Annotated in this window: 14 protein-coding genes and 1 pseudogene; 10 read left to right on the top strand and 5 right to left on the bottom strand. The window is 56.4% G+C overall.

Annotation, left to right across the window (positions count from 1 at the left end; genetic code table 11):
- The 6 genes from IEW15_RS23345 to IEW15_RS23320 form a co-directional block, all read left to right on the top strand.
- The coding region (locus IEW15_RS23345) for a hypothetical protein (RefSeq protein WP_229708589.1) at window positions 1-463 on the top strand (463 nt) is incomplete at its 5' end.
- Complete coding sequence (locus IEW15_RS23340; RefSeq protein ID WP_188582573.1) at window positions 447-1,418, top strand: tyrosine-type recombinase/integrase; 972 nt, start codon at window positions 447-449, stop codon at window positions 1,416-1,418. The genes IEW15_RS23345 and IEW15_RS23340, both read left to right, overlap by 17 nt.
- Before the next feature lie 77 nt (window positions 1,419-1,495).
- Window positions 1,496-1,828, top strand: a complete 333-nt coding sequence (locus IEW15_RS23335; RefSeq protein WP_188582571.1) for a type II toxin-antitoxin system RelE/ParE family toxin — start codon at window positions 1,496-1,498, stop codon at window positions 1,826-1,828.
- 22 nt (window positions 1,829-1,850) lie between these two features.
- Window positions 1,851-2,144: a helix-turn-helix domain-containing protein gene (locus IEW15_RS23330; RefSeq protein ID WP_188582569.1), complete on the top strand. Its 294-nt coding sequence runs from the start codon at window positions 1,851-1,853 to the stop codon at window positions 2,142-2,144.
- A gap of 132 nt (window positions 2,145-2,276) precedes the next feature.
- Window positions 2,277-2,468 (top strand): ribbon-helix-helix protein, CopG family, encoded by a 192-nt coding sequence (locus tag IEW15_RS23325; RefSeq protein ID WP_188582567.1) that lies wholly within the window; start codon window positions 2,277-2,279, stop codon window positions 2,466-2,468.
- Between the two features lie 191 nt (window positions 2,469-2,659).
- Window positions 2,660-4,063 (top strand): helix-turn-helix domain-containing protein, encoded by a 1,404-nt coding sequence (locus IEW15_RS23320; RefSeq protein ID WP_188582565.1) that lies wholly within the window; start codon window positions 2,660-2,662, stop codon window positions 4,061-4,063.
- Between the two features lie 78 nt (window positions 4,064-4,141).
- On the opposite strand, the gene IEW15_RS23315 is transcribed toward IEW15_RS23320, so the two are convergent.
- A complete protein-coding gene (locus tag IEW15_RS23315; protein WP_188582563.1) occupies window positions 4,142-5,074 on the bottom strand; it encodes an integrase domain-containing protein in 933 nt (310 codons plus the stop codon).
- A gap of 251 nt (window positions 5,075-5,325) precedes the next feature.
- Window positions 5,326-5,610, bottom strand: a complete 285-nt coding sequence (locus tag IEW15_RS23310) for a hypothetical protein (RefSeq protein ID WP_188582561.1) — start codon at window positions 5,608-5,610, stop codon at window positions 5,326-5,328.
- A 729-nt stretch (window positions 5,611-6,339) separates the two neighbouring features.
- On the opposite strand from IEW15_RS23310, the gene IEW15_RS23305 reads away from it, so the two are divergent.
- From IEW15_RS23305 to traN, 3 genes are read left to right on the top strand one after another with little or no spacing between them, the layout of a single operon-like run.
- Window positions 6,340-9,294 carry a conjugal transfer protein TraG N-terminal domain-containing protein gene (locus IEW15_RS23305; RefSeq protein ID WP_188582559.1) on the top strand — a complete coding sequence of 985 codons (2,955 nt, stop codon included), beginning with the start codon at window positions 6,340-6,342 and terminating at the stop codon, window positions 9,292-9,294.
- A 2-nt stretch (window positions 9,295-9,296) separates the two neighbouring features.
- Entirely contained in the window at window positions 9,297-9,656 is a 360-nt protein-coding gene (locus tag IEW15_RS23300) for a hypothetical protein (protein WP_188582557.1), read from the top strand.
- A gap of 60 nt (window positions 9,657-9,716) precedes the next feature.
- Window positions 9,717-12,458: a conjugal transfer mating pair stabilization protein TraN gene (gene traN / locus IEW15_RS23295; protein ID WP_188582555.1), complete on the top strand. Its 2,742-nt coding sequence runs from the start codon at window positions 9,717-9,719 to the stop codon at window positions 12,456-12,458.
- Window positions 12,459-12,490: 32 nt separating this feature from the next.
- Here traN and IEW15_RS23290 read toward each other — a convergent pair whose 3' ends face one another.
- Window positions 12,491-13,357: a hypothetical protein gene (locus IEW15_RS23290; RefSeq protein ID WP_188582549.1), complete on the bottom strand. Its 867-nt coding sequence runs from the start codon at window positions 13,355-13,357 to the stop codon at window positions 12,491-12,493.
- Window positions 13,358-13,580: 223 nt separating this feature from the next.
- Between IEW15_RS23290 and IEW15_RS23285 the strand changes: the two genes are divergently transcribed.
- Window positions 13,581-14,090 (top strand): hypothetical protein, encoded by a 510-nt coding sequence (locus IEW15_RS23285; RefSeq protein ID WP_188582547.1) that lies wholly within the window; start codon window positions 13,581-13,583, stop codon window positions 14,088-14,090.
- A 167-nt stretch (window positions 14,091-14,257) separates the two neighbouring features.
- Here the strand turns inward: IEW15_RS23285 and IEW15_RS23280 are convergent, their stop codons facing one another.
- Both IEW15_RS23280 and IEW15_RS23275 read right to left on the bottom strand, forming a co-directional pair.
- Window positions 14,258-14,494: a hypothetical protein gene (locus IEW15_RS23280; RefSeq protein WP_188582545.1), complete on the bottom strand. Its 237-nt coding sequence runs from the start codon at window positions 14,492-14,494 to the stop codon at window positions 14,258-14,260.
- Window positions 14,491-14,860 (bottom strand): annotated as a pseudogene (locus IEW15_RS23275) (hypothetical protein); the annotation flags it as partial. The gene IEW15_RS23280 and the pseudogene IEW15_RS23275, both read right to left, overlap by 4 nt.

Here is a 14,860-nt window from a genome sequence, read left to right as displayed (position 1 = left end):
TCAGGCGCCGGCCGCAGGCTCAAGGGCGGATCTCACTGCGATCGCGACACATTCCGAAGACCCATTCTGCAACAGGCTCTTAAGCAGAGTTATAATTAAGGTGAGACCTACTTATATAATTTGTAATGAAAAATTTCCCACAAAATTTGGAATTGAGGTTGTTAATCTTAGTGTATTTCCTGTCTTTTTATCTGAGGTAGGCTTCATTTTAAATAAAGATAAAAAATATCAAATATCAGAATTTATTTCAATCGATGGTAAAAATTTTCCTATAAAAATAGAATCAAGAGAATCTGTGAGATTTATATTTGAAATTTATAAAATGGGAATATCTGATTTTTATATAAAGAAAGCATATATTCTGACATTATGCGGCTATATGAAATATGGAACAAGTCCAGCATTGAAAGACATCATAAAATTATTCAAGAAAATGGGAGTTGATCATGGAAAAATTGTTTGATCTTAAAATTTACAATTCAGTTGAGAAATCAGCCCCTCTTTTGGTTGCCGCCGCTGGCGTCCCGGCCCAACTGCGCTTCCTCGAATTTTTCGCCGCCCGGATCCGCAACCCGCACACCCGCAGGGCCTATGGTCGGGCGGCCGAGGACTTCCTGACCTGGTGCGGCACCGTTGGGCTGATATCGATCGGGCAGGTCCAGCCGCTGCATGTGGCTGCCTGGGTGGAACTCCAGACCCGGCATTTTGCGGCACCGACGGTCAAGCAGCGCCTGGCGGGGCTAAAGCATCTGTTCGACTGGCTGGTGACCGGCCAGATCATTCCGACCAACCCTGCGACGTCAGTGCGTGGTCCGGTCCATCGGGTCAAACGGGGCAAGACTCCCGTACTGGATGCGGCCGAGGCCCGACAGATTCTGGACTCGATAGACGTCACCACGCCCGCGGGGTTGCGCGATCGGGCACTGATCGGGTTGATGATCTACAGCTTCGCCCGAATCGGGGCGGCTCTGGCCATGCGGGTCGAGGACGTCTACGTCCAGAACCGCCGGCTCTGGGTGCGGTTGCATGAGAAGGGCGGTAAGCGCCACGACATGCCCTGTCACCACAATCTCGATGCCTGGCTGCACGACTATATAGAGGGCTGCGCTCTGTCGGGGGACCGGCGGGGCGCGCTGTTCCGGACCATCGCCCGTGGCACTGGCCGGCTGAGCGACCGGGCGATGCAGCAGGCCGATGCCTATGCGATGATCCGGCGCCGGGCCGCGGCGGCAGGGATTGCGACGCTGATCGGCAATCACAGCTTTCGGGCGACGGGGATCACCGTCTATCTGAAGAATGGAGGCACGCTGGAAAAGGCGGCGACCATGGCCAACCATGCTTCCACCCGCACCACCCAGCTTTATGACCGGCGGCCGGATGACGTGACGCTGGATGAGGTGGAGCGGATTCTTGTCTGAACCGCGCCAGCAAAAATTATACCGAAGTTCAGATTGAACTTTTTATGGTACGTCGTATTTTGAAATAGGATCGAACCATGCAGAAAATCGAGGTGGTGTTCTATCGAACGGCGGCCGGAAACGAGGTCGTTCGGGATTGGCTGCAATCGCTGGAGAAAGCGGAGAGGCAAGCGATCGGAACCGATCTGAAGACGCTGCAATACGGCTGGCCGATTGGAATGCCGCTGTGCAGATCCCTAGAGTCTGGGATCTGGGAGATTCGCAGTACCCTGCCGACCCAAAAAATTGCGCGCGTCCTCTTCGCAGTCAAAGACGGAAAAATCCTGATCCTTTCGGGATTTATCAAAAAGACCCAGAAAACCCCGAAAATCGAGATCGAAACAGCGAAAAAACGCCTCAGAGAATTCTGAGAACGATTGGGAAAAAATGATCATGAATAATGACATCCCGCGGAATGTCGATGAGCTGACCACCCTGGATGACTTTCTAATCAACGAAGGTGATCTTGAAACGTGCGAGGCGACTGCGATCGAGCGCGTTCTGGCATGGCAGCTTAAGGAAGCGATGCGAGCGCAGAAGCTGTCGAAAACCGCACTTGCTGAACGCATGCACACCAGCCGCACGCAAGTAAACCGCCTGCTCGGCGGGGACAGCAACATCACGCTGGCAACTTTGCAGCGAGCGGCTCAGGTTCTGGGGCACCGCCTCACAATTTCGCTTGTTTGACTGGCGATCGGTTGCCTGCGGCTTTGGCATTAGTCGAGCTGCCGGAGCGAGATTCTGTGAACGACACGATTTTGCTTGTTCTCATGCCCACTCAGAGAATAGATTCTAGCTATGGCGGATCGGCTTGCACACATGCGCATGCGCGCAAAAGAGCACTACGAACGGCAGCGTGCTGCCGGGAGCGTGAAAGTTTGCTCGACTCTGCCGGCATCACTTATTGAGCGTCTGGACAGCGCCCGGCCGGGATTGGGATTTCGCACGCGTGCTGCGCTCGTCGAGGCCGCTGTCGAGGAATATCTGGACCGCCACCAGACCGAAAAGTAAAACCGCCGCCCTTTGGCCAGGGCGGCGGTTTTTGAGACTGAGTGCACACAATACGCTTACCGGCGAAGGAAAGCAGAGCACCACAAAACAGCTCTGATTATAACGGTTGGCGACCCACCCGGCAAGACCTTTGGTCGGGCCGAATAGGGGATGGTGTGCTTGGGCTCTCGGTCCATAACAGGAGCGAGAACATGTCAACCGTGACAGGCGCGGTGCGCGCAGAGCCAGCGGCTCATGCGCGACCGGCACATTTAAACAAGCTCGCGCTGCTCGATGCTACCGACCAGCTGCAGCATCTGCCGGAGCTTGCCCATCTCACGCATGCTGATGGCAAGGTGCTGCGCCGGCTGGTGCATCACCTCTCCCAGGCTGACATCGACGCCGGCGACACTGTGGTCTGGCCGAGCGCCAGCTTTGTGGCGGTTCAGGGCTGCCTGTCCGACCGCCAGGTCCGGACCTCGCTGCGGCGCCTGGCCGGAGCAGGGTTGATCGAGATCCGTCATAGAGGCCGTCGCCGGACGCCCCTGATCAGCCTTCGGGGGTTCATGGAGCGCGTCGGGGATGTGATCGAGGCCGGCCGCGCCGCCATCACTCTTATGCGCAAAGCGGAAGAGATTTCCGCAGATGACGGAAAAATTTTCCGGACAACAGAAACAGTCAGAAGAACCAGCCAATCTGTAAACACGGCCGCTTCGCGAAGCGATCAAAAAGCGGCGCCGGCTACGCCGCCGCCCACTCATAGCCCCGCCACAACCCAAGCAACCAGCTCATCATCAGATACAACCGCCGACATCTGCCCGCCAACGCGGGCACGTCGATCCGCTGGGGGTTCGTCGGCAACACCGGATCTCACGGCACCGCCGGTGGACGATCTGCATGCCCTGCTTGCCCGCAGTCGGACCGGCCAGCTTCTGGCAGGAACCGATGACCTCATTCACCTGGATCGCCTGGAAGCACGGGCAGCCGAACATTTCCAGAGCACGATCGGCGCCGATCGTCATCCTGGCCGGATCTGGACCTGGGCCCTCGATCGCCATGGCCCGGCCGAGGCCATCACGGCCTGGATTCTGGCCCGTGATAGCCCGGAAATTACCAGCCCGGGCGCGTGGTTCATGCGCTGGGTGGCAACGCCGCAGCGCTGGGATCTGGCTCCGAATATCGCCCGACTGCTGGCTAGATCGCCTGAGCCGGTGAGATCACCGCGCATCGCCTCCGCCGAGGCGCCAAAACCGCGGGTTGAGGATCTGGAGCGCCTGGCAGCCCGGATCGAAGCTGAGACAGCGCCTGCGATTCCCCCAGCCCCGTCTGGCGTTTCTGCCACCCCACCGACCCTCAGCGAGGCAGGAGAGGCCTGGAAACACTTCCTGGAGGCCTGGACAGCTGAACGCGGGGAAGTTCTGCGGGCTTCCTGGCTCGGCGGCAGCCACTGTCTCGGCATCGATGGGGACCGACGGCTTCATGTGGTGGTCAAATCCGCCTTCGCCGGGGATTGGCTGGCAAGCCGCTGCGTCGACACGAACCGGCGTGCCGCGGCGGCTGCCGGCGCGGCTGGCGTCGTCTTCGTTCAACACGGCGGACGCCAGATCCGGGGTTAGGAGTCAGCTTCAGCTGCAGCACTTTATGCAGCACGCTTCATTTTGTCGCACCCCATTAAAATTGGGGTCAAAATTAGGTTAGCGCCGCCCGGAACCAAGATATGCGGAAGAAATAGATGAACGAGAATGCCCGGCTACTTCGGCAACTTCTTGACGAGCGAAGTTATCGATCTCACGATCTACTTTCCCGCCTCCCTGTACCGGAGACAAATTACCCGTAACTTCCTTGTAAACTTCATTAAGTCGTTCATGGCGGAGCCCGTGGCTCGTGAACCCAGAATCACGTGTAATGCCATGCGACCGAATGACCCGATAATAATGATTTTTCCATTGAGACAAGTTCTTTTTCGGATCAATGGTTGATCCGTTTTTAGATGCGAGTGCCTTGGCCCGATCGAGAACATCACGCTGGTATTTGTTGCCGATTTCAACGACGCGATCTCGACCACCTTTCGTGCCGTGCGAAACCGCCAAATAATGACCTTTATCCGCTTGATGTGGGCGTAACTGCATTGATTCACGTGCCCGCAGCCCAAATGCTCTTTGAAGCTCCAATTGGATGCCGACGCGTTTATCCTGCGCAGAAACTTCACCTATTTTCTTCTGAACATCCACCCCTGCCGCCGACCATGAACGATCATTATCGGCAACCATTGATCGACGGCTAATGCCACTCTCTCGGATCTGCTTTTCATATCTTTGGATCATTCCGTCCTTCCCGACCCATTTACAGAAAACACGAAATACAGAAATACGATTTTGTATCGTGGATGAGCTGAGCCCGCGAGCAGACCATGAACGCACAAGTGCGTCAAAGTGCTTGCCCTTGAATTGGGTCACCGAATCAATCTTGTATCCGAGTGTCCTGAGTTCCTTAAATGAAGAAAAAAGGACGCTTGAACGTTTATATTGCGTTGCATAGGAAGCAACGGAACCATCGACCTTGGATCCGTTGTGCTGCTTCAAAATCGAAGCCAAACTTCCTTTCCATCCACCTTTTGCATTCGCCATAACATAACCTTTGCCATGTGATACATGAGCGTTTAATTACTACACATGTCGGCTTTCACAGATCATGTGCACCTTTGATAGGCTGCCGAGGCAGGTAATTGTCGGAGAACAGCGGGCACCCTGGACGCTATCCAGGCGCTGTTTGCGATACTTTGATTGCAAGTACCTGTAAATTCTTACAGAAGCAATATGCAATCATCTCTGGGCTGTGAGAGCGTACAGCAAAGCCCATATAATAATAATACGACTTATTACTTCATATATAGGCTGACGGCATACTCCTTGATGACTTCGTTGATGTTCTCATTATTCGACAAGTAAGTAATCATTGCTGATGCAATGAGAGAAAGTTCCGGTCGAAAACCAAGAACTTTTGAGATGTTGTTTCGAATTTTTGAAAGTTCTTGATGCGCATCCTCTGTGATTGGAATTTTTCTCTCAGTTGATGGTTCAAGCTCGACAAGTTGATTGCCGTCATATCTGTAGAGTTTCCCGGTTTGCAGGTGTTGTTCTTCTCGCAGGTGTTGCTCTCCCATGGGATGTCCTCGTTCGATGGTTGTTTGAATACCCACGTGTGGCGTTGGATGCCCGCGCATTTTTCTGCGAGGTTGCGCGCCCTGCTTTTATTCTTCCCCTGGTTCAGGTTAAAAACTTTCCCGAATTCCTCGGAGAACAGTTTTCACCCTAGGCTAATTCTTTGAAAAAACTGATGATCTGACCATGCATCGAGCACTCTCTTTTCTACGAAAAGAGAGTGCTTTTTCTCTGCCTTGCTGGTGCGGGTAAAAAAACCTGAACCAGGGGCGGGCGATTGTATGCGTCGGGCACTGGCCATCCGCGCGCGAGCGCAGGTGCTGACGCAATTCACATTGATTTTTTGTTAAAAACCGTAGCATTGGCCAAACCGGCCGCGGCCACGTTTGGTGGCCGCATTTCATATAAAATCAAGGCCGTGGCCCTGGTGCGAACGTCGTCACGCCGGCCGCCAGGCGGCTGCGGAATTGAGGCCGCGGCTCCTCACTTCATGGCATCTCGCATAGGCTCAGATGCTGCTGCTCCGCTAAGGCTGGAGCAGGTCCGGGTTGAAGTACACCGTTGAACAGTCAACCTGATATCACAAGTCTAGCGGCCTGTCACTGTCATTTCTCGTCCTTTATATCCATCCAAAAAAACGCCCTACGTTAATAAATCGACAAAACCCGTGGGAGTTTCGCTGAAATCGGTCGGATAGAATCGGGCAGTGAGACGATCCCACAGGTGAAAAAATGGAATTCGACATCATAGTACTCGGCGACGTTGATTCGCTGTCCGACGTCTTCAATGCGCTCGCCATCGTGTTTGCGAGCGGTACGATGCGTGGTTTGGTTGCACTGGGGTTCCTTGTCGGTATCATCCTTGCCGGATGGCAGTCGGTGACGACGATGGACATTGGTCGTCCACTATTTGGTCTGCTCTCGGGATTCGTTCTTTACCTGCTCGCATTTGTCCCGACCACAACAGTAACACTGGAAAGTGTTCGTACTGGTGAAGTGCGGCAGGTGGCGAATATCCCGATCGGGATTGCCGCAACCGGCACCATCATGAGCACGGTTGGGCTTTATCTCACCCGTGAATTGGAGACAGCCTTCGGCGTTCCAGGGATCACTGATACTGGCGTCGACAATCCAATGGCGGTGTTGAGAACGGTCGCATTGACGTCTTTCAATCGTTCGGCTCTTGGCGCTGCAAATGAGCCGCTGGCCAGCCATTCCTTCTGGGACGACTGGACCCGGTATGTGCAGGACTGCTCGACCACCATGATTACCCGCAAGGTCTTTGATGACGGGAGTGGTGGAAAGCAGCTGGACGAATTGACGGCTATGGCAGATGTGTTGGAGGCGGTGCGCTTCGACCACGTGATGTATGGCACAGATGCTGCTAGTAACGGTGCGACGATCCTTTCGTGCCGCGAGGCTTGGCTTGAGCTGGCACCGTTCACGCAGACAGAATTTCTGCCCGTTTACTATGAAAAGCGTCTGGCGCCGCTTCTAGGTTTCAACAGAACTGGATCTGGCCCAGAGGCGCAGGATCTGGTGGGAGCCGCCCTGGAGAGCTTTAGACGGCTTGGCTACATGGAGCCCACAGATCCGGATGCGTTCGTGCTCGCGACGCTGCTTGTGAACGTTTTCAACGAAGGAGCGGCCCAACGATATATGCAGGAGCTGCATTTCACCGAGGCAACGGCGAACCGCGATGCCATCAAGCAACGGAATGCGCAGTGGTCCGCAGAGCGATCAATGTTCACGAACTCGATGCAATTCATCATCACGTTCGTGGAGATGTTTGCGTTCGCCGCGACATTGTTCCTGCCATTTCTTCTGGCTCTCGGTGCAAGTGGTCAGCGCCTTCTGCCAAAATATTTCATCCTCTACCTTTGGATCAACCTTTGGTACCCGACCATTGCGATCATCCGTATGTACTCAGCCAACGTCATGGCCGGTGTGGTCACGCGCCTGGAAGAGGTCGAGCGGCTGCCGTTGACGTCTATGCTTGGGGTGATCCAGTTCGAGGGGCAGCTCGCTGATCAGATGGCGGTGACCGACATGCTGATGGCGGCGACGCCGATGTTGGCCCTGACGTTGGTCACCGGCGGAGCGATTGCGACGTCAGCCCTGGCCACGCGCATGCGCACAGCCGATCATTATGACGAAGCGCGTGCAGCGCCGGCGCTGACAGCCGGCACGCCCATGGTGGCGTCGGAGACACCATTCACCCAGAATTCGTTTGGCGCGGTGGCTCGGACGAACATCGGCTCTGCGCTGCCTGAGATCGAGGTCGGTTACGCGGCGACACGGTCGACAGCTCTACAGGAGCAGGAGGCGCTGCGTGCCAGCCAGGGGCTGTCGACCTCTCTTCAGGCTGCGACGGCGGATTCCAGATCTGTGTCGGATAGCAGCAACTTCACCCGTGCCTATGGCAACACCTTCCTGGCCGACCAGGCTCAGACATGGCAGGCGGGGCATGCGATAGCCGAACGCGTCGCAGAGGCGAAAGGCATCACCGATGAAAAGGCGATTAATGACGCGACCGCGGCGATGATTGCGATGAACGCCGGGGCCGGGCTGGTCGCCAGGGTGGCTGCTGGCGCTGCCACCCTGGGCAAGTCCGAGAAATTCTTCGGGACGAAGGCAGGGCAGAGGCTCCTCGGCGCTCTGGATGCAGTGCAAGGCAGCATGACCGGTGGCGCGCAGAACACCGACCGCATTGGCAGCAGTGTGGCGAACACGCTCGCCGAAGAAGCGAGCCGCTCGATGTCGAGTGGCGACAGTGTGAAGCTGGGCGAGGCAATGGCCTACGACCTGAATTCGAGTGCTGGCCGCCAGCTGACGAGCACCTTCAGCGCCTCACACCAGGAGGCAGTGACGGATTCGGCCAGCGAGATGCGAGAGCGATCCGAAGCCTTGCAGCGGGCCGAGGCATTCTCGTCCAGCTTCAGCACCGGTAAGCGCATGGGCCTCGCCGATCTGGCCGGCAAAGTCCTGAATGCACCGGAGGCGCGGCAGGCGCTCGACCGCGCCGTGGTGGCGATCGGTGATCCGGCGCAGCCGGCGCTGGACGATTTCGCGCATGATCTTGAGCGCAATCCCAATCTCCGAGGGAGCATGAGCGGGGCCCAGACGGAGACGGCAGCGAAGCTCCTCTATCTGCAGAACCTCGGCCGGAATTCGCTGAGCCCTGATGTTCAGTCGGATGCGGTGACCGCGCTGAGCGGGGTGGTTGGCCAGGCGTTGCCGGGGGTCGGCCTGGGCACACGGCCGACGGTCGACAGTCCGGCGCCTGATGCGCCGCAGTTCGGTGCCATCGATGGCGACGCGGATCGGATCCGTGCACAGACGAATGCGCGCTATGGTGGCTTGGCAGGGGCGGGCAAGCTTCGGCCCGACCAGGTCGCGGAAGCGGCCGACGCCTACACCTCTGGGAACAGTCCGGACATGCCCCGGATGGATGAGCGATTCGCAGACGATGAACGTCGTCGGATGGAGGCAGAGAGCGGCAAACTGCCGACAACCGACGGTTTTGTTCAAAAGAAGGAAGCTGCTACCATCTATCAGAAAGAGAGGCGTGAGCAGATAGAGAATTCCGGCACGATCGACCGGCTGTGGGATAAATTTGCCGGTGATGGTTCGGACGAAGTCGATGAAATTGCAAAGAAATCGAAGAGAAATATTGCAGGGGATTAGCTATGGATGATTTATGGTACGAATACATTGTGCCGATATTATTTTTTTCCATAGATGTGATCGCCTATTTAGCTAAGGTATTCATACATATGGTAGCTTTCTTAGGAAAATATGGATTTTATGCAATGTTGATTTTCGCCGTAATATCGGCGCCGATCGTCATTATTTTGGGAGTTCTTGGGCAAGCGCGGATGGCAGTTGACTTGTATCGCCTGCTCGGCCGATCGATCGGATCGTTGGTCAGGCTGGGCCGCAGCAAGGCTGAGGCTGAGGAGCGGTTCGCTGACGATCCAACCGCCCGCCGCGAGCCGCGGCTGGAAATCGACGACAAGGTTACGTCAATAAATCGACAAAACCCGTAGAGGTTTCGCGGCTCGTGGACCGGTAGGATCGGCGCCAGAACCACGACGTCGGAGCCGCCAATGCAGAAATTCTTCCAACGCGAGCTGATCGCGGCTGTGGCCGCGATCAGCCTGATTCAGCTGCACGCTGGCGAGGCGATCGCGCAGGCCCAGACGCAGGCGCAGCGAATGTCCAATGCCGCAGCGGCGGCGAAGATCTTCGGCGAATCGCAGAAGCTGGACAACCTCGACAGCCTGTTCAAGGTCGACCAGGGCACCGGCGCCGTCACATTCAATCCGGGCCAGCGAGAACAGAAGTTCTCGATCGGCGAGCTGTTCCCCGGTGCGACGGTCGACAGTTCCGTCGACCTGCAGGCGCTTTATGGCAATGATGCCGCCCTGACGCGCGCTGGTGAGGATGCCCAGAAGCGCCTGGCAACAGAGCCCTCGGTGTCGGGCGAGGCCTATCGGATGATCACCGATTCGAAGACCCGGATGCGGCCGGATCTTAACAACGATCCGATCTTCTGGCAGGTCGACGAGCTCCACGCGGATCCGGGCCGCCTGAGCACCGTCTTCGGCGAGTGCAAGACCCAGCATTCCTATCGCGATTCCGTGCGTCGTGTGCACATGCCGGAGTATCGGACGTGCGAGCGGGTGAAGGATGTCGGCGGATCAGCAATCCTGCGCCACGACTATTCCGCCGGCGTCGTGCGCCATGTCGATGGCCCGATGAACCTCGCGAGCTGTGGCGAAGGTTGCATGGAACTCTGGATCGGCCGAGTCGGCGATAACTACTGGTCTGGCACCTGCGCGGTGTTCGAGCAGGAGACCGTCGTTGAGGTGATCAATCCGGATGCGGTCCTGTCTGCGACGCTCGATTATGTCAAATATGACGACTACATGCAGGTCTGGCTGGGCGGCGACAAGATCTGGGGTGGACCTCACGGCGACACGTTTCCGCCGGAGACGGAGGGCAGCTGCGAACTGGCGACAAGCTGGGAGCAGAACCCCGACCTCGATGTCACGGCGCCCTTTCAGACTGGCCAGGTCTTGTCCTTCAAGATCCGTGTCTCGGTGACGGGCGGCGGTGAAGGCTACGGGCGGATCCGGATCCTATATGATCCACAGCGTGCGATCATGCGGGACGAGTGGTATCCGCCGAGCGCCGTGGCAGCGGCACGCGCTGCCGGCGACGGCTTCTGTTCGGCGACCACGACCTGCACCAGGATGCCCGACCTGGTCGACTATGGACCTGATGCAGACGGCGACGGACAGCCGGATGGTCCGGTCTGTGCCGAGATCGCCGGCGTCAGGGTCTGCGAGAGTCAACTGTCGTCGTCGCCGGCGTCAGGCTTGTCGGCCATGTGCATGGAAGCCAGCGTCGAGTCGAGCTGTGGCTTCTGGCGTGGGCCGATGGAGTGCTGGACCGATCCGAAGGGCGTCGAGCACTGCCCGGTGATCGATAGCGAGCCGGTGAACAGCTGTGCGGAGCTGGAAGCGAACCCGTCCTGCGGCATCATCTCAAGCGAGTGCGTGGCAGGCGCCGAGGGCGCCTCAGGCACCTGCTATGTGCAGACCGAGACCTGGGATTGTGGCTACGAGCGGGAGATCCCGGCTATCGAGACCGAGACGGGCTATTCATGCGTCGGCAGCATGGTGATGTGCGGCGACAAGCCCTGCGTGACCACCAGCTATGAGCAGTCCCCCGCGTTCGAAGAGGCGGCGGCCGCCCTCTACGCCGCGAGGTTCATGGGTATGGATGGCCAGTGCACGCCGAGCGACGGCACGAACAACGTCACCTGCGACATCTTCAAAGGCGATGGTCTGGAATGCAAGAAGGCGGTCGCCGGCGTTGTGGACTGTTGCGTCAGGCCGGATGGCGTGAGCATGGCGGATTATCTGACCCTGCTGTTTCAGATGGGCAAGCTTGCCAACGCGACCGGGATTCTTGAGGCATCTGAGGGTATCCGTGGAGCCTGGGAGACGCTCACCCAACCCATCGACACGGCCTGGACGGAACTCCAGAAGCCCTTCGTTCAGGCATGGCAGAGCGTGACGGGCGGTACTGAAGCTGCTGCCTCAGAAGTTAGCAGTAAGGGTATCCTCACCGTCGCTCAGCAAGAGCTTATGCAGGAGACAGCAAAGTTTATTGCTCAAGCGTTTGGAGACGCAGCGGCAAATTCATTGTTTTCAGTAGTGGGCAGGGATGGTGTCACGTCGGCCTTTGAGAATGGGAACTTGGCCAGCGGTGAAATGCAATTGGGAGGAGGTGAAGCGTTCGTTGGAACAGCGATGTCCTGGGTGATGACCGCCTATACGATTTATACAGTCACGATGCTTCTCATCCAGATCATCTGGGCATGTGAGCAGTCCGAATTTGAACTTGGTGCGAAGCGGCAGCTCAAATCGTGCCATTATGTCGGCAGCTATTGCAAAACGAAGGTGCTCGGGCAGTGCATTGAGAAGCGAGAGGCGCATTGCTGCTTCGCATCGCCGCTGTCTCGCATCCTCCAAGAGCAGATGCGGCCGCAGCTTGGGCTGTCGTGGGGAACCGGCGAGAATCCACAATGCGGCGGTATTCCGGCGGAGCGCCTGGAAGAGGTCGACTGGTCGAAAGTCGATCTGAGCGAGTGGATGGGCATCCTGTCGGAGACTGGGCACTTGCCAACCACGGACAAAATGACGGCTGATCGGCTTACCGGATCGGGATCTTATCTCTCAACGGCCGCCCGGCTGAACACGCTCGACCGGTTGAAGGAGCGGTGGACTGATATGGACGCTGATGCCGTGCGGCGGAAGATTGAGAGCGAGCTGAGGTGAAAGGTGAAGGGGCGCCATCTGGCGCCCCTTTACTACTGGTTTTTCACGAAAAATAGTATTTTGCCCTGGTGCAGAATGATTGGATACTTGAGAAATCCCATTCGGTTTTCATCTTTACGATAGGCAACAGTGTTTGCAGGGAAATATAAGTAGATCCAATTTGGTAGACGGGATGAAAAATCCCGCATAATGTCGTAGTCAGGGAAAACGGACATTCCATCCGCGCCCCATTTATCAGGGACGTAACTGTAATCTGGAAAGCCAGATGTAGAAAGAATACCAGGATTTATGTGTTCTGCGGATGGCGGATGTATTGGAGAAATTTCTTTGGGCGTAGAGATATTTAGCTGGTATCCACAACGCTTTGCTTTCTCGCATAGTGGCGTGATGAAGCTATAATCTATCCGATATCCGATTTTATTCTTACCAGTTCGCTCGACATTTTTTGAGACGCTTACGTCAGGAACAAATTTGCTGACGGATTGTGCAACGTTAGCTGTTTCGATGGCACCGACAACAGAGTCGACGACGTCACTGGATGTCGAGGCAACATCAGTTGGCACCCACGCAATCATCACAGGCCATGTCGGTGCCTTAGGTCCTGTGGCTCCACTGAGAAAGCCAAGAGCGCCGCTGGAAAGCGCCGTCAGTCCGGCGGCGGGTGCCAACGCACCGACAACGCCGCCGGCCAGGGAACTGTCGAAGATGCTCTCTGAGGGCATGTTGGCTCCCTCAGGCAATTGTACATCTCGGACGCCCTGGATCCCGGCCGCGCGCGCGATCTTGTACGCCCGACTGTCGCCAGGGCGTCCCTCATAGCCGCTTTGGGGGCCGCTTGACGCACATGCCTGTAGCGTCAGCATGAGGGCGGCCGTGATGGCAAAGTGTCTCGGGTTCATAAAGAGGGGGCTCCTCCATGTCGGTGTTATCCAAGTATACAACGTTCGGACGGTGGAATGATATGTACCGATAGGGAGAAGTAGCACATGTATTACAGTAAAATATAGCGTTTGATTATATCACAAAGTGCTTATTAAGCAAAACACAGATCATATTACAGAAATTTTGCTCAAATGAAGCGATCTTGTACGATTTTTTCAGCTAATGAGCTGGAGAATGAAAATGACGATATCTCTTATAAAGAAATTTATGTCGGTAACTCTGAATGAATGGAAAATTAGAAGTCGCATGATGAAGTTATTGTGTGGCTTAGATCCGATATATTATACGATAAAAATGATAGAAATAGATTGCTTTGATAATAATTACACGAAAACTAGAATGAAATTTATTCTAGATATTGATGAGCACTTGGCGCGTGTGGTTGATAACGGCACGTTTCGACGCGAATGGCTTTACCACAACACCTATGCCGACGATACGTCGTTTATGTCGGGATTGACGGCGCGTGATCAGGGCGAATTTGAGCGCGCAGCCACCGCTGTTTTGCGGTTGCACGACGACCAGCTGGCTGCCGGCGCCTACTGGTGTGTCGAACCGCGAATCAACCATCGGGTTCGCGCGCTCAAGGATCGGCTCAGGGATGGCAGCTCCCGTCTTCGCCCGAACCGTCGGCTAAGAGCGCTGCTTGAAGAACAGCGAAGCGATGACCAGGACGGGACCGACAATTAAAAAGATGCCGATGGGCAGATTGATCTCGCCCTTGCTCAGCAACATCGCCTGTGCGGCTGCCACCAGCAGGCCGATCCCGCTCCAACGAACCGTTTCGGCCGCGGACAGCCGCCACCACCTGTTGGGTACACGCCACCGTCGCATGGATATTCTCCGTAAATCACCTTTTACGATTTTCCGTATTTCTGTATCAACATCTCTCGCACCTCGTCAGCCATTTTTGCTCCGCGTGCCGCGGTGGCTGCCTTGATTCGACGATGCAGATCCTCGGGAATATCGATCGTTAGCCGTTTCATCGGTATCGCCTGTGTGCCGACCTCGCGATCCGCGACCCATGAATCTGTAATTGGAAGCTGGTTGGCAGTGCTCGGTCGCCCGCCGATGGTAATTCGTTTTCCGCTCATCCGAACAACTCCGTTGCCAGTAGTCCAATCTCCTGAGCCGCAGGCCCGTTTTCCTCAATCTCGAACACCGCCAAGCCGCGTGCAGCCGCCTCTGCGTACACAACGCGCTGGCCGATGACGGTTGAGGCCAGTGGCAGAGGATAAGCAGCCAGTGCGGCGGCAACGTCTCTACCGATTGCCGTTTTTGCGATTCTACGATTAATTACAAAAACAGATTTCTGGTTCCCCTTAAAGGCTGCGGCCTCGCCGATCAACTTTACCACCTCATCGGCCGCCCAGACGTCGTAGGGAGATGGCTGAACCGGCACGACGACCAGATCCGCGGCTGCGATGGCGGATCTCGCCAGGTCAGTCACACGGGGGGGG

It is taken from the genome of Tistrella bauzanensis, from assembly GCF_014636235.1.
Taxonomy (GTDB): domain Bacteria; phylum Pseudomonadota; class Alphaproteobacteria; order Tistrellales; family Tistrellaceae; genus Tistrella; species Tistrella bauzanensis.
This window is presented reverse-complemented; position numbering and strand designations above follow the sequence as displayed.